Annotated in this window: 11 protein-coding genes; 9 read left to right on the forward strand and 2 right to left on the reverse strand. The window is 73.6% G+C overall.

Annotation, left to right across the window (positions count from 1 at the left end):
* Positions 1-69: 69 nt before the first annotated feature.
* The gene (locus OG946_RS27805) at positions 70-1062 is read right to left on the reverse strand and encodes an aldo/keto reductase (protein ID WP_326798725.1); all 993 of its coding nucleotides are present in this window, start codon (positions 1060-1062) and stop codon (positions 70-72) included.
* Between the two features lie 106 nt (positions 1063-1168).
* Between OG946_RS27805 and OG946_RS27810 the strand changes: the two genes are divergently transcribed.
* The 8 genes from OG946_RS27810 to OG946_RS27845 all read left to right on the forward strand — a co-directional run bounded on the left by OG946_RS27810 (position 1169) and on the right by OG946_RS27845 (position 13401).
* Positions 1169-2101: a 2-hydroxyacid dehydrogenase gene (locus OG946_RS27810; RefSeq protein WP_326798726.1), complete on the forward strand. Its 933-nt coding sequence runs from the start codon at positions 1169-1171 to the stop codon at positions 2099-2101.
* 313 nt (positions 2102-2414) lie between these two features.
* Complete coding sequence (locus OG946_RS27815; protein ID WP_326798727.1) at positions 2415-5246, forward strand: putative bifunctional diguanylate cyclase/phosphodiesterase; 2832 nt, start codon at positions 2415-2417, stop codon at positions 5244-5246.
* 231 nt (positions 5247-5477) lie between these two features.
* Complete coding sequence (locus tag OG946_RS27820; protein ID WP_326798728.1) at positions 5478-7406, forward strand: acetolactate synthase large subunit; 1929 nt, start codon at positions 5478-5480, stop codon at positions 7404-7406.
* Positions 7407-7435: 29 nt separating this feature from the next.
* Entirely contained in the window at positions 7436-7960 is a 525-nt protein-coding gene (gene ilvN / locus OG946_RS27825; protein WP_018838935.1) for an acetolactate synthase small subunit, read from the forward strand.
* 173 nt (positions 7961-8133) lie between these two features.
* Entirely contained in the window at positions 8134-9132 is a 999-nt protein-coding gene (gene ilvC, locus OG946_RS27830) for a ketol-acid reductoisomerase (protein ID WP_326798729.1), read from the forward strand.
* A gap of 214 nt (positions 9133-9346) precedes the next feature.
* The gene (gene serA, locus OG946_RS27835) at positions 9347-10966 is read left to right on the forward strand and encodes a phosphoglycerate dehydrogenase (RefSeq protein WP_326798730.1); all 1620 of its coding nucleotides are present in this window, start codon (positions 9347-9349) and stop codon (positions 10964-10966) included.
* Between the two features lie 191 nt (positions 10967-11157).
* On the forward strand, positions 11158-11814 hold the full coding sequence (locus OG946_RS27840; protein ID WP_326798731.1) for a TetR/AcrR family transcriptional regulator: 657 nt from the start codon (positions 11158-11160) through the stop codon (positions 11812-11814).
* Positions 11815-11880: 66 nt separating this feature from the next.
* Positions 11881-13401 (forward strand): MFS transporter, encoded by a 1521-nt coding sequence (locus tag OG946_RS27845; RefSeq protein WP_326798732.1) that lies wholly within the window; start codon positions 11881-11883, stop codon positions 13399-13401.
* 129 nt (positions 13402-13530) lie between these two features.
* Here the strand turns inward: OG946_RS27845 and OG946_RS27850 are convergent, their stop codons facing one another.
* On the reverse strand, positions 13531-14919 hold the full coding sequence (locus OG946_RS27850; RefSeq protein WP_326798733.1) for a helix-turn-helix domain-containing protein: 1389 nt from the start codon (positions 14917-14919) through the stop codon (positions 13531-13533).
* A gap of 130 nt (positions 14920-15049) precedes the next feature.
* Here OG946_RS27850 and OG946_RS27855 point away from each other — a divergent pair, with 130 nt between their 5' ends.
* Positions 15050-15976, forward strand: coding sequence for a proline dehydrogenase family protein (locus tag OG946_RS27855; RefSeq protein WP_326798734.1), 927 nt, complete (start codon positions 15050-15052; stop codon positions 15974-15976).
* Positions 15977-16013 lie beyond the last annotated feature (37 nt).

Consider the following 16013-nt stretch of genomic DNA (forward strand, 5'->3'; position numbering starts at 1 on the left):
GAGCCCGCCCGCCCGCTCCCGTACGCACCGGCCGCCCGGCGGCCCCGGGCCCGAAGGCCGTCCGCGCGGCTACTCCCACGACCCCTGCGCCGGCGGCAGCGCCGCGATCTCCGCCAGGTCCGCCGGCGCCAGCCGCAGCCCCGCCGCCGCGGCGTTCTCCGCCGACCACCGCGCCCGCTTCGCCCCCGGCACCGGCACCACGTGCGCCCCCTGCGCCAGCACCCACGCCAGCGCGGCCTGCGCCGGCGTCGCGCCGTGCCGGCCGGCGACCCGGCGCAGCCCGGCGACCACCGGCTGGTTCGCCGCCATCATCTCGGCGGTGAACCGCGGGTGCCTGGCCCGTATGTCGTCCGGCTCGAAGCCCTCCCCCGGCGTCAGCGTGCCGGTGAGGAACCCGTGCCCCAGCGGCATCGCCGCGAGGAACCCGACCTGCCGCGCCTCGCACCACGGCAGCAGGCTCGCCAGCGCCTCAGGCGACCACACCGACAACTCCGCCTGCACGCTGCTGACCGGGAACACCTGCTGCACCCGGCCCAGCCGGCGGATCGTCGCGTCGTACATCCCGCCGCCCGCCCGGCGGTCCGCCCGCGCGCCGACCGCGCAGAACCCCAGCGAGCGCACCTTGCCCGCCGCCACCAGCTCCGCCATCGCACCCCAGGTCTCCTCGACCGGCACCTCGGGGTCCTCGCGGTGCAGTTGGTACAGGTCGATGACGTCGGTCTGGAGCCGGCGCAGCGAGGCGTCGCAGGCGCGCCTGACGTACGCCGGGCGGCCGTTGGCGACGACGTGCTGCTCGCCGACGAGGAGGCCGACCTTGGTGGAGACGAACGCGTCCGCGCGCCGCTCCTTGAGCACCCGGCCGACCAGCAGCTCGTTGGTGAACGGCCCGTACATGTCGGCGGTGTCCAGCAGGCTCACGCCGGCGTCGAGCGCCGCGCACACGGCCCGTACGGACTCGTCGCCCTGCTGCCGCGACGTGCTGTACGCCCAGCTCATCGGCATGCAGCCGAGGCCGACCGCGCCCACCTCCAGGGCCGCCGCCCCGATCGTCCTGCGCTCCACGCAAGGCACACTAAACCCTGCCGCCGACACCCGGCCGGCGGCCTCCGGCCTCCGCACGCCCCCCTCGCACCCCGCGCGCCCGCGTCGATCACCTAGCCTCGTGTCCATGAGCGAGGGACAGGTGTGGCTGCCGATTCCGCCGGACGAGATCACCGGTCTGCCGCCGGAACTCGACTACGTCCACTGGGACGCCGAGCCCGAGTTCCCGGCTGACCCGGCGGACTGCGTGTTCCTGGTGGCCCCCTACATGCGCCGGATCACGCACGACCCGGTGCCGCGGATGACGGCGCTGAAGGTGCTGCAGACGCTCACCGCCGGCGTCGACGACTTCCTGCCCGTGCTGTCCACGCTGCCGCCGGGGGCCCGGCTGTGCAACGCCCGCGGCGTGCACGAGGCGTCGACCGCGGAGCTGGCGCTCGCGCTCACCCTCGCGTCGCTGCGCGGCATCCCCGACTTCGTCCGCCACCAGGACGCGGAGGAGTGGCGCGGCGGCTTCCACCCGTCGCTCGCCGACAAGACCGTGCTGATCCTCGGCTACGGCGCCATCGGAAGCGCGGTGGAAGACCGGCTTGCGGGCTTTGAGTGCGAGCGGGTCATACGCATCGCGCGCTCCCCGCGCACCACACCGCGCGGTCCCGTCCACGCCCTCGACGGCGTACGGGAGTTGCTGCCCGCCGCCGACGTGGTGATCGTGACGACCCCGCTGACCGACGCCACCCGCGGGCTGGTCGACGCCGGGTTCCTGGCCCGGATGAAGGACGGCGCGCTGCTCGTGAACGTCGCCCGCGGCGCCGTCGTCGACACGAAAGCCCTGCTGGACGAGGTGACACCGGGCCGGCTGCGGGCCGCGCTCGACGTGACGGACCCCGAGCCGCTGCCGCCGGGACACCCGCTGTGGCACGCCCCCGGGGTGCTGATCAGCCCGCACACCGGCGGGCCCACGTCCGCCTTCCGGCCGCGGGCGGAGAGGCTGCTGCGTGCCCAGTTGCGGCGGTTCGCCGCAGGTGAACCGGTGGAGCACGTGGTCGCCGTTGCCTGATGGACAACCGCATGAACACTCTACGTAGTTGAGACGCAACTCTCGGTTTTAGTTACGCTCCGTAGAGGAAGTATGTCCCTGCGTGACGAACCTGGTGTATCGTCCGCAGCGGGGATTGCTCCCGACGTCAACGTGGCCGGCCCGCTGCCGGCGGCGCATCCGATATCGAGGGGGGCGATGGGCACATGCACGGCAAGTGGAAATCCTTTCCGGGACGCGGGCAGCGCGGCAGTCCCGCGCGCCTCCCGGCCCTGAGAGCCGGCGTCGCGGCGCGGCCGCGGCCGGAGCCGGCTCCCGGCAGCCGGGGGGCGCGGTGACCGCGTCGATCGGGGCGGTGGTGCCCAGGCCGCCGTTGCCCGCGGGGGTCGTACCCCAGTTGGTCCTCGCGGTGCTCTGCGCGGGGTATGCCACCGGTGCCGCTCTGGGCTGGGGCTCTTCCCGAGTCGCCCTGATCATGGGGGACTTCGGGCTGAGCGCGGCGGCGTTCGCGGCCGCCTTCTCGTGTCTCTACTACGCGCGTATCCGCCAGGGCCGCTTTCGACCGGCCTGGGTCATGTTCGGCGTCTCGTCCGCCATGGCGGGCATCGGCAACGGGATCTGGGGCTGGTACGAGGTCGTGCTCCAGCGTCCGCTGCCCGAGGCGTCCGTGGCGGACTTCTTCTTCCTGCTCTTCGCGCCGCCGGCGGTCATCGGGCTGCTGGTGCTGGCCCGGCGGCCGGTGAGCAGAGCGGGCTGGATCTGCCTGGGCCTGGACACCTGGCTCATCGGCGGCTCCCTGCTCACCATCTCCTGGACGCTCGCCCTGGCGCACGCCGCGGGGGACGACGAGTCGGTGCCGCGGGTCGCGCTCTCGCTCGCGTACCCGCTGCTGGACATCGTGCTGGTGAGCATGGTGCTGGCGCTGCACTTCCGGCGCACCGCGGCGGGCCGTTCCGCGATCAACACGGCGATCGGCGCGCTGGTGCTCACGGTGCTGTGCGACGCGCTGTTCACCTCGCCGCTGCTCCAGGAGCAGTACCGCTCGGGGCAGTTGCTGGACGCCGGCTGGTTCGCCGGCTCGGTGCTCCTCGCGTACGCCCCCTGGGTCGGCAGGGCCGAGGAGGCGGAGGAGGCCGAGGAGCACGGCCAGAAGGAGCGCGGCCGCCCCATCGCCGGGCACATCGGCGCGCTCGCGCCGTATCTCGCGGCCGGGGTCTGCACGCTGGGGATCCTGTACAACCTGCTGGACGGCCGCAGCGTCGACCGCGTGGTGCTGATGACCGCCTGCACGGTCGTGCTGGCGCTGGTCGTCCGCCAGGCGATCATGCTGCTGGACAACATCAGCCTCACCCAGGAGCTCGCCCAGAAGGAGAACCACTTCCGCTCGCTGGTGCAGGGTTCGAGCGACGTCATCATGATCGCGGCGCCGTCCGGCGTGCTGCGCTACGTCAGCCCGGCCGCCCAGGGGGTCTACGGCACGGACCCGGAGGAGCTGGTCGGCTGCGAGCTGGCCGGGCTCATCCACCCCGACGACCTGGGCCGGGTGCTGCACGAGGTGCGCCGGTTCCTGTCGGCGCCGCCCGGCGGGGCGCGCTCGATCCGCATCGAGTGCCGCTTCCGGGCCGGCCGGGGCCGCCGCGGCGCCCGCGCCGGCGGCGAGGGCGGCTACGGCGAGGACGGCTGGCTGAACGTCGAGTCGACGGTCAACCGGCACCACAACGGCCTGATCTTCAACTCCCGGGACGTCACCGAGCGCGTCCGGCTCCAGGCGCAGTTGCAGCACAGCGCCTCCCACGACGCGCTCACCGACCTGCCGAACCGGGCGCTGTTCACCGAGCGTGTCGGCCACGCCCTGGGCGGCCGGCGGGCCGGGGACGCGAACGCGGCCGTGCTCTTCATCGACCTCGACGGCTTCAAGGCGGTCAACGACACCGTGGGCCACGCCGCCGGCGACGAGCTGCTCATCCAGGCCGGCCGCCGGCTGCAGGAGTCGATCCGCTCCGGGGACTCCGCGGCCCGGCTCGGCGGCGACGAGTTCGCGGTGCTGCTCGTCGGCGGCGCGGCGGGCGAGAACCGGTCCGACGGCGCCGGGCGTGAGCGGCGTACCCGCGAGGTCGCCGACCGGCTGCGGGTGCGGCTCTCCGAGCCGTACACCGCGGGCGGCGTCGAGGTGCGGGTCGCGGCCAGCATCGGCGTGGCCTTCGCCGAACCCGGCAGCACGCCCGCGGAGCTGATGCGCAACGCCGACCTGGCGATGTACCGCGCCAAGCAGGCGGGAAAGGCGCGGGTCGAGCTGTACGCGCCGCAGATGCAGGCCGAGGTGGTGCGCCGGATAGAGATGGCGAACCGGCTGCGCTCCGCGCTGGACGACGGGCAGTTCACGCTCGTCCACCAGCCGGTGGTGGAGCTGTCCAGCGGGCGGCTGGCGGCGCTCTCGGCGCAGCCGCGCTGGCGCTCGGCGCAGGGCATCGTGCACACGCCGGCCGAGTTCATGCAGGGCCCGCCGGACACCGGCGGGCGCGGCAGCGGGCAGGACCGGGCCCGTACCGCGGAGCTGGCGCGCTGGCTGCTGGAGGCGACGGTCGAGCAGGCCGCCGAGCGGTACGAGGCGGGCATGGGCATCCCCGTGACCGTACGGATGTCCGCCGCCCGGCTCACCGACCGGAGCATGTCCCCGCAACTGGTGGAGGCCCTGCTGATGCGGCACGGGCTGCCGCCCGGCGCGCTGACCATCGAGGTCGCCGACAGCGACACCCGGGCCGGCATGGACGAGCTGGAGCGGCGCCTGGTGGCGCTGCGCCGCCTCGGCGTGCGCATCGCGCTCGACGGCTTCGGCAGCGGCCACGCCGCCATCGCCGCGCTGCGCCGGCTGCCGGTGGACGTGCTCAAGCTGGACCGGGGCCTGGTCGACGGCCTGGCCGAGTCGCCCCGGCTGCGCGCCATCGCGGCCGGGATGATCGGCATCGCCGGCGAGCTGGGCCTGGACTCGACGGCCGAGGGAGTCGACCTGCCCGAGCAGGCCGAGGTGCTGCGTGCGCTGGGCTGCCGGCACGCGCAGGGCATGGCCTACTGCGAACCACTGGAGGAGGAGCGAGTACGGGACGCGCTGGCCCTGGGAGCGTTCGCGCTGCCGGAAGAGGACGCTTCGGCCATTGCGCTCACATAGTGAGACCCGGGTTCCACGAACTTGACACCCCCGGCGCCCCGGGGGCATGGTCTGGTCCATGCGCACCCGAATTCTCGTACTTGGACAGCGCGTCGGCTGAAGCGGATCCCGACTCCCGGACCGCGCCGACGCGCTCCCCTCGCTTGCCATCCGGCACGAGGGGTTTTTTGTTGCTCGAACCCGCTGCTCCACCCCAACCCTCGCACCAATCGAAGACGAGAAGAGAAACCGATGACCGAGCAGGCTCCCCCGCGGAGTGAGCCCCACCCGCAGCCGCCGCGGGCCCGCAGCGGGGGACAGTCCCGCGTTCCGGGGCACACACCGGCAGACAAGACCGTGACGGGCGCGCAGTCCCTCATCCTCGCCCTGGAGGCCGTGGGCGCGGACACGGTGTTCGGCATTCCGGGCGGGACCATCCTCCCCGCGTACGACCCGCTGATGGACTCCACGAAGGTCCGGCACGTCCTCGTCCGCCACGAGCAGGGCGCGGGGCACGCCGCCACCGGGTACGCACAGGCCACCGGCAAGGTCGGCGTCTGCATGGCCACCTCGGGCCCGGGCGCGACCAACCTCGTCACCCCGATCGCCGACGCGCACATGGACTCCGTGCCGCTGGTCGCGATCACCGGCCAGGTGGTGGTCAAGTCGATCGGCACCGACGCTTTCCAGGAAGCGGACATCTGCGGCATCACCATGCCGATCACGAAGCACAACTTCCTGGTCACGGACCCGGCGGACATCCCGCGGGTGATCTCCGAGGCCTTCCACATCGCCTCCACCGGACGGCCGGGTCCTGTGCTGGTCGACATCGCCAAGGACACGCTGCAGTCGCCCACCGTCTTCTCCTGGCCGCCGCGGCACGAGTTGCCCGGCTACCGCCCGGTCACCAAGCCGCACGCCAAGCAGATCCGCGAGGCCGCCCGGCTCGTCGGCGCCGCCCGGCGGCCGGTGCTGTACGTCGGCGGCGGGGTGCTCAAGGCCCGCGCCACCGCCGAGCTGAAGGTGCTCGCGGAGCTGACCGGCGCCCCGGTCGTCACCACCCTGATGGGCCTCGGGGCCTTCCCCGACACCCACCCGCAGCACCTGGGCATGCCGGGCATGCACGGCACGGTGGCCGCCGTCACCTCGCTGCAGAAGGCCGACCTGATCGTGGCGCTCGGCGCCCGGTTCGACGACCGGGTGACCGGCAAGCTGGACACCTTCGCGCCGTACGCCAAGATCGTGCACGCCGACATCGACCCCGCGGAGATCGGCAAGAACCGCGAGGCGGACGTGCCGATCGTCGGCGACGCCCGCGAGGTCATCGCCGACCTGGTCGTGGCGGTGCAGAGCGAGCAGGAGCAGGGCGACCGGCCCGGCACGGGCACCGACCGCTACGCGGAGTGGTGGCAGCAGCTCGACCGCTGGCGCGAGACGTACCCCCTCGGCTACGACCTGCCCTCCGACGGCACCCTCTCGCCCCAGCAGGTGATCCAGCGCATCGGCGAGCTGGCCCCGGAGGACACGGTCTACACCGCGGGCGTCGGCCAGCACCAGATGTGGGCCGCTCACTACATCGACTACGACAAGCCCCGCACCTGGCTCAACTCCGGCGGCGCCGGGACCATGGGCTACGCGGTCCCGGCCGCCATGGGCGCCAAGGCGGGCGCGCCGGACGCGACGGTCTGGGCCATCGACGGCGACGGCTGCTTCCAGATGACCAACCAGGAGCTGGTCACCTGCGCGCTGAACGGCATCCCGATCAAGGTCGCGATCATCAACAACGGCGCGCTGGGCATGGTCCGCCAGTGGCAGACCCTCTTCTACAACCGCCGCTACTCCAACACCGTGCTGCACTCCGGGCCGAACGGCAACGGCGGCGCGGCCGAGAGCGCCGGCGGCGCCGAGGAGCAGGCCCGCCAGGCGGCCGGCACCCGCTGCCCGGACTTCGTCAAGCTCGCCGAGGCCATGGGCTGCGTCGGCCTGCGCTGCGAGGACCCCGAGCAGCTCGACGCGGTCATCGAGAAGGCCAACGCCATCAACGACCGCCCCGTCGTCGTGGACTTCATCGTCCACCAGGACGCGATGGTCTGGCCGATGGTCGCGGCCGGCACCTCCAACGACGAGATCATGGCCGCGCGCGACGTCCGCCCGGACTTCGGCGACGGCGAAGACGACTGAGGCCGGGCAGCGAAGAGAGAGACGAAGACATGTCCAAGCACACGCTGTCGGTCCTGGTGGAGAACAAGCCGGGCATCCTGGCCAGGATCTCCGCGATGTTCTTCCGCCGCGGCTTCAACATCGACTCGCTGGCCGTCGGCACCACCGAGCACCCGGACATCTCCCGGATGACGATCGTGGTGAACGTCGAGGACCAGCCCCTGGAGCAGGTCACCAAGCAGCTCAACAAGCTCGTCAACGTGCTGAAGATCGTCGAGCTGGAGCCGGGCGCGGCGGTGCAGCGCGAACTCGTCCTGGTGAAGGTGCGCGCCGACAACGAGACCCGCTCCCAGGTCGTCGAGATCGTCCAGCTCTTCCGCGCCAAGACCGTGGACGTCTCCCCGGAGGCGGTCACGATCGAGGCCACGGGCAGCGGCGAGAAGCTGGAGGCGATGCTGAAGATGCTGGAGCCGTACGGCATCAAGGAGCTGGTCCAGTCCGGCACCATCGCCATCGGCCGCGGCGCCCGCTCCATCACGGACCGCTCCCTCCGCGCCCTCGACAGGACTGCGTAACCCCTCGGGCGGGGTGCCGCCACAGCGGTGCCCCGCCCCGCCGTATCCCTGCTGCACTCCGTGCAGTTGCAGTGAAGGAAGATTTTTCGGGGGAGACCCCCGAACCCCCCAGGACCCCCCGCCGCGCCAGACGTACGGTGGGGCCACCCGCAAGACTCAAGGAGATCGCAACCGTGGCCGAGCTGTTCTACGACGACGACGCCGACCTGTCCATCATCCAGGGCCGCAAGGTCGCGGTCCTCGGCTACGGCAGCCAGGGCCACGCCCACGCGCTGTCGCTGCGCGACTCCGGCGTGGACGTCCGCGTCGGCCTGCACGAGGGCTCCAAGTCCCGGGCGAAGGCCGAGGAGCAGGGCCTGCGGGTCGTCACTCCCGCCGAGGCCGCCGCCGAGGCCGACGTGATCATGATGCTCGTGCCGGACCCGGTGCAGGGCAAGGTCTACGAGGAGTCCGTGAAGGACAACCTCAAGGACGGCGACGCGCTGTTCTTCGGCCACGGCCTCAACATCCGCTACGGCTTCGTCAAGCCGCCCGCCAACGTCGACGTCTGCATGGTCGCCCCGAAGGGCCCGGGCCACCTGGTCCGCCGCCAGTTCGAGGAGGGCCGCGGCGTGCCGTGCATCGCGGCCGTCGAGCAGGACGCCAGCGGCGGCGGCTTCGCGCTGGCCCTGTCGTACGCGAAGGCCATCGGCGGCACCCGCGCCGGCGTCATCAAGACCACCTTCACCGAGGAGACCGAGACCGACCTCTTCGGCGAGCAGGCCGTGCTGTGCGGCGGCACCTCGGCGCTGGTCAAGGCCGGCTTCGAGACCCTGGTCGAGGCGGGCTACCAGCCGGAGATCGCGTACTTCGAGTGCCTGCACGAGCTGAAGCTCATCGTGGACCTCATGTACGAGGGCGGCCTGGAGAAGATGCGCTGGTCGGTCTCCGAGACCGCCGAGTGGGGCGACTACGTCTCAGGACCGCGGATCATCAACGACAACACCAAGGCCGAGATGAAGAAGATCCTCGGCGAGATCCAGGACGGCTCGTTCGCCAAGGACTGGATGGCCGAGTACCACAACGGCCTGCCGCGCTACAACGAGTACAAGAAGCGTGACGCGGACCACCTGATCGAATCGACCGGCAAGGAGCTGCGGAAGCTCATGAGCTGGGTCGACGACAAGGACTGAGCGGACCGGGTCGCTCGTTCGGGCGGTGGCGGGGCGCAGCGGCGCCCGGCCACCGCCCGGCGCCACTACACTCTTCGTACATCGCGCGTCAGGCTCACAGCGTCGTGTGTCCTTCAAACGCGGCAGCACGCGTCTGTCCGGCGGACCGGCGCCTGCACCCTCCACCTGCGGCCGTCGGGACGGCCGTCCCGCACAGGAATCCAGTGAGGACCACGTGAGCACTGCCCCAGTAACCGGCGCCACCCCCGGGAAGCCCGCCGTACTGATCGCCGAGGAGCTCTCGCCGGCCACCGTCGACGCCCTCGGTCCCGACTTCGACATCCGCCACTGCAACGGCGCCGACCGGGCCGAGCTGCTCGCGGCCATCGCCGACGTGGACGCGATCCTGATCCGCAGCGCCACCAAGGTCGACGCGGAGGCCGTGGCCGCCGCGCGCCGGCTGAAGGTCGTCGCCCGCGCGGGCGTCGGCCTCGACAACGTCGACGTACCCGCCGCCACCAAGGCCGGCGTCATGGTCGTCAACGCGCCGACCTCCAACATCGTCACCGCCGCCGAGCTGGCCTGCGGCCTGATCATCGCCAGCGCGCGCAACATCCCGCAGGCCAACGCCGCGCTGAAGGCCGGCGAGTGGAAGCGCTCCAAGTACACCGGCGTCGAGCTGAACGAGAAGGTCCTCGGCGTCGTCGGCCTCGGCCGCATCGGCGTGCTCGTCGCGCAGCGCATGGCGGCGTTCGGCATGAGCGTCGTGGCGTACGACCCGTACGTGCAGGCCGCGCGCGCCGCGCAGATGGGCGTCAAGCTCGTCTCGCTCGACGAGCTGCTGGAGACCTCCGACTTCATCACCGTCCACCTGCCGAAGACCCCCGAGACCCTGGGTCTGATCGGCGACGAGGCGCTGCAGAAGGTCAAGCCGTCCGTCCGGATCGTCAACGCCGCCCGCGGCGGCATCGTGGACGAGGAGGCGCTGACCGCCGCGCTGAAGGAGGGCCGGGTCGCGGGCGCGGGCCTCGACGTCTACGCCACCGAGCCGTGTACGGACTCGCCGCTGTTCCAGTTCGACAGCGTCGTCGCCACCCCGCACCTCGGCGCCTCCACCGGCGAGGCGCAGGAGAAGGCGGGCATCTCCGTGGCCCGCTCGGTGCGGCTCGCGCTCGCCGGCGAGCTGGTGCCGGACGCCGTCAACGTCCAGGGCGGCGTCATCGCCGAGGACGTACGGCCCGGGCTGCCCCTGGCCGAGAAGCTGGGCCGGATCTTCACGGCGCTGGCCGGCGAGGTCGCGGTCCGGCTCGACGTGGAGGTGTGCGGCGAGATCACGCAGCACGACGTGAAGGTGCTGGAGCTGTCCGCGCTCAAGGGCGTCTTCGAGGACGTCGTCGCCGAGACCGTGAGCTACGTGAACGCCCCGCTGTTCGCGCAGGAGCGCGGCGTCGAGGTGCGGCTGACCACCAGCTCGGAGTCGAACGCCCACCGCAACGTGGTGACGGTGCGCGGCACGCTCGCCAGCGGCGAGGAGGTGTCGGTCTCCGGCACGCTCTCCGGGCCGAAGCACCAGCAGAAGGTCGTCGCCGTCGGCGAGCACGACGTGGACCTGACGCTCGCCGACCACATGGCGTTCTTCAGCTACGGGGACCGTCCAGGCGTCGTCGGCACCATGGGCCGGATCCTGGGCGAGGCGGGCATCAACATCGCCGGGATGCAGGTGTCGCGCGCCAAGGCGGGCGGCGAGGCGCTGGTCGCGCTGACCGTGGACGACACGATCCCGCCGGCCGTCGTGCAGGAGATCGCCGGTGAGATCGGCGCGGCCTCGGCGCGCGCGGTGAACCTCACCGAGTAGCGGACCGGGGGAGACCCCGGGCCCGTACGCGTGTCCGGCCCCGGTTCCCGGCCGTCCCGGGCGGCCCCGCGACGGGATGCGGAGGATCTTCGCGCGGTCCCCTCTCACTTCCCCTCAGACGGATGAAATCTCTCCGGTTCCCTCCTACGGTGCGGGTAAGTGGAGATTTTCCCTTCGGTTGAGGAGTGGTCATGCGGACCCCGATGCGCGCGGACGCCCGGCGGAACCGCGAGCTGATCCTGAAGGCGGCCGGCGAGGTCTTCGTGGGCGAGGGCCCCGACGCCCCGCTGGAGGACGTCGCCCGCCGGGCCGGCGTCGGCATCGCCACGCTCTACCGCAACTTCGGCAGCCGCGAGGCGCTGATCCGCGGCGTCGCCGCCGCCACCCTCGCCGAGCTGCGCGGCGCCGCCGAGGAGGCGCTGGCCGGCGGGGACGAGCCGTTCGAGGCGCTGCGCCGGTTCGCCCACACGGCGCTCAACCTGCGGATCGGCGCGGTGCTCCCCGCGCTCTCCGGCCGGATCCGGATCGACGAGGAACTGGCGGAGCTGCGCGCGCGGACGCTGCGGCCGGTGCAGGAGCTGATCGTACGGGCGCAGCAGGCGGGCCGGCTCCGTGACGACGTGGTCTTCGGCGACGTGCCGTTCATGGTGATGCGGCTGACGCTGCTGCTGCCCGGCGGCGGGCTGCCTGAGGACGAGGCGCTGGCCCACCGCCATCTGGAGCTGTATCTCGACGGGCTGCGCCCCGAGGCCGCCCGCGCCCGCGGCGCCGGTCTGCCCGGTCCGGCGATCACCGCCGCCCGGTTCATCAGGGCCACGGACCGCATCGTCGGCGGGAACGACCGCTAGCGCCCGCACCGCCCGCACTCCCCGCAGCCACCCGGAACCCCGAGCACGCACGAGAAAGGTAGTGGCATGGACACTTCAAAAGAGACAGCGACCGGATCGCGGCGCTGGCTTGCCCTCGCCTTCATCGGGCTGGCGCAGCTCATGATCGTCCTGGACGTCACGGTCGTGAACATCGCCCTGCCGTCCGCCCAGGCGGACCTCGGCATCTCCGACGGCGACCGGCAATGGGTGATCACCGCGTACACCCTGGCCTTCGGCGGCCTGCTGCTCCTCGGCGGCCGGATCGCCGACTACACCGGCCGCCGCCGGGCCTTCCTGACCGGGCTCGTCGGCTTCGCCGCCGCCTCCGCGCTCGGCGGCGCGGCGCCCGGCTTCGGCGCGCTGCTGGGCGCGCGGGCCGCGCAGGGGGCGTTCGCCGCGCTGCTCGCGCCGGCGGCGCTGTCGCTGCTCACCACGAGCTTCACCGAGCAGCGCGACCGCGCCCGCGCCTTCGGCATCTTCGGCGCGATCGCCGCCGGCGGCGGCGCGATCGGCCTGGTCGCGGGCGGGGCGCTGACCGAGTATCTGGACTGGCGCTGGTGCCTCTACGTGAACGTGCCCATCGCGGTGCTGGCGGCGGCCGGCTGGTGGGTGCTGCCCGCCGACACCCGCCCGCAGGTGCGGCAGCGGATCGACGTGCCTGGCGCGGTGCTCGCGGTGACCGGCCTGGTCGCCGTCGTCTACGGGTGCAGCGAGGCGGAGTCCGAGGGCTGGGACTCGGCGCTCGTGCTCGGGCTGCTCTTCCTCGGCGTGGCGCTGCTCACCGGCTTCGTGCTGTACGAGCGGAACGCCGCGGCGCCGCTGCTGCCGCTGCGGGTGGTGCTGAGCCGGGCCCGGGGGAGCGCGTTCCTGGGCATCGCGCTGGCCACCGTGGGGATGTTCGCCATGTTCCTCTTCCTCACGTACTACATGCAGGTCGTCATGGGCTACTCCGCGCTGAAGACCGGGGTGGCGTTCCTGCCGCTGACGGCGGGGGTGCTGGCGGGGGCCGGAGGGCTCGCCAGCCGGCTGCTGCCCCGGGTGCCGCCGCGGGCGCTGATCGCCCCCGGGCTGCTGCTCGCCGCGGCCGGCACGGGGTGGCTGGCGACGGTGGACGTGGACACGTCGTACGCGGCCGGGGTGCTGCCCGCGGAGCTTGTCCTGGGCTTCGGGATGGGGATGGTGATGGCCCCGGCGATCAACTACGCGACCCACGGCGTGCGCGAGGAGGAGGCCGGGGTGGCGTCGGCGACGGTCAACACCGCGCAGCAGATCGGCGGCTCGATCGGCACCGCGCTGCTCAACACCGTCGCGACCAGCACCACCGCCGACTACCTCGCCGAGCGGCTGCCGGCCGCGGGGGCGCTGGAGGAGCGGCGGGCGGCGGGCGGGCCGGTGCCGGACGTGGTCAAGGCGGGCCTGGTCGAGGGCTTCGGCTCGGCGTACACGGTGGCGTCGGTGATCCTCGTCGTGGCCGCGGCGGTGGTGGCGGTGCTGATGAGCACCCCGCGTCCCGCCCCCGCCAAGCCCGGCGCCCCGGCGCAGGCTCCCGCGGTGCACCTGGGCTGACGCCCGCACCCCGGCCCCCCGGCCCGCCGCACCACCGAGGCGGGCCGGGCACGTCTCGCCTGCGGCGGGCGCGGCGGGGCGGGGCTGCCGCGTGCCGCGTGCCGCGTGCCGCGTGTGTGCAGGGTGCGGTCAGAGGCGGGCGGACTTGAGGGACATGTGGAGGAGCAGGCGGTCCTCGCCCGCCGCGAGGTCCAGGCCGGTCAGCTCCTCGACGCGGGACAGCCGGTAGTACAGCGTCTGGCGGTGGATGCCCAGCGCCGCGGCGGTGCGGGCGGCCTGGCCCGCGTGGTCGAGATAGACCTCGGCGGTGCGGGCCAGCGCGGCGTGGGCCGGCTCCAGCAGCCGGCCGACCGCGGGGTCGGCGCCGCCGGGCAGGTCGGTGAGCAGCCGGTACGGGCCGATCTCCGGCCACCGCGCCACCGGGCCCAGTCGCGGTGCGGCCCGCGCCGCCCGGGCGGCGGCCAGCGCCTCGCGCCACGTGCCGGGCAGCCCGGCGAGGTCCGCCCGCCCGTCGCCGACGCCGGCCACGGCGTCCGGTACGGCAGCCGCACCCGCCCCGGTGGCGGGCTCGCCGGCGCGGGTACGGGCCGCGCCCTGCGCCCCGCGCCGTACCCCGGCCCGCACCTCGCCCGGCGCCCCGCTCCGTGTCCCGCCGCCCGCCGCGTGCAGCAGCCGCTCCGCCGCCGCCACCGCAGGATCCACCGAGCCCGCGGACGGCAGCAGCACCAGCGCCGCCAGCGCCCGCACCGGTTCCGCCCCGCCGCCTGCCCCGGCGCCCGCCCCGGTCCGTACCCGCGCGCCGGCCGCCGCGCCCGCGCTCTCCCCGTCGCGCCCGCCCCCGTCGGCCACCCGCACCACCGTCGTCGCCGCCGTCCGCGGCAGCCCCGGACCCGGCGCCGCCGGGTCCGCCGGGCGCCAGGGCAGCACCGCCACCGCCGCCACCGGCCCCGCCGCGCCGCCCGGCAGCGCGTCCCGCAGCTCCGCCAGCGCGGCGTCCCGCCCCGCCGCGGGGCCGACCAGCACGTCGTGCAGCAGCGTGCCCGCCGCCGCGCCCGCCCGGGTCTCCGCCGCCAGCAGCGCCCCGATCCGCGCCGCCGTCCGCATGGCCTGCGCGATCCGCGGGTCCTGCGCCCGTGCGGGACCGCCCAGTTCGACGTCTGCCAGGTGCCCGTCGTCGAGCAGCCAGACGTACCCCTGCACCACCCCGTCGTGCCGCGCCGGCAGGCAGATCCGCCCGGTGAGCACCCCGGCGGAGGGGTCAGGCGGGATCCGCAGCGGCCCGGTCGCGCGCGCGATCCCGTACGCCTCGAACCACGCCCGCACCGCCGCCGTCGAGCGCCGGTGCAGGATGGACTTCGTCCGGACCGGGTCCATGAGCGAGGAGACGCCGCCCGACGAGCCGTCGCCGGTGTCGTGGACGCCGAAGGCGATCAGCCCGAAGTCCCGGTCCTCCAGGGTGGCGGGGGCGCCGAGCGCCGCCGAGACCTCGTCCACCAACTGCTGGTAGTCGCCGCGCATGACCGCAGCTTCTCATACATCTGTATGAGGCGGCGCTCCCGGATGCGTGACAGGTGTCGATGGCCCAGGATCGGAGCGATCCTTAGATTTCACGGAGGTGTTACCTGCGCCCCGACCGTGGAGGTGCCCCGTGCTGGGTCCCGTGCTTCTCGCCGCCGCGCGCAGCGACGGAATCCGTCGCGTCGTCTCGGCCGCGCCGGTCAGCCGCCAGGTGGTCGCGCGCTTCGTGGCCGGCGAGGAGCTGGCCGACGCCGTCGCCGCCGTCCGCGACCTGTCCGCCCGCGGCCTGGAGGTCACCCTCGACCACCTCGGTGAGGACGTCACCGACCCCCGCGAGGCGCTGCGCGCCCGGGACGCGTACCTCAGCCTCAGCGAGGCGCTGAAGCACGAGGGCCTCGGGGCCCGCGCCGAGATGTCCGTGAAGCTCTCCGCCTTCGGCCAGGCGCTGCCCGGCGGCCACGACCTCGCGCTCGCCCACGTCACTCCGGTGGTCGAAGCCGCCGCCGCGGCCGGCACCACGGTCACCCTCGACATGGAGGACCACACCACCGTGGACTCGACCCTCGCCATCCTGCGCACCCTTCGCGAGCGCTTCCCGCAGACCGGCGCGGTGCTGCAGGCGTACCTCTTCCGCACCGAGGAGGACTGCCGTGACCTCGCCGGCGAGGGCTCCCGGGTGCGGCTGGTGAAGGGCGCGTACAAGGAGCCGGCCGTCGTCGCCTTCCAGGACAAGCCGGAGGTGGACCGGGCGTACGTGCGCTGCCTGAAGATCCTCATGACCGGCCACGGCTACCCCATGATCGGCACCCACGACCCCCGGATGATCGCCATCACCCAGGAGCTGGCCCGCCGGCACGGCCGCAAGACCGACGAGTACGAGTTCCAGATGCTCTACGGCATCCGCACCCAGGAGCAGCAGCGGCTGGTGGCCGAGGGCCACCGGATGCGCGTCTACACCCCCTACGGCACGGACTGGTACGGCTACTTCATGCGCAGGCTCGCCGAGCGCCCGGCGAACACGGCCTTCTTCCTGCGCGCCCTGGCCGGCCGCCGCTGACGATCCCCGCGAGCCCCCCGAAAGACTCCGCACCTCG

The organism is Streptomyces sp. NBC_01808, assembly GCF_035917395.1.
GTDB lineage: Bacteria > Actinomycetota > Actinomycetes > Streptomycetales > Streptomycetaceae > Streptomyces.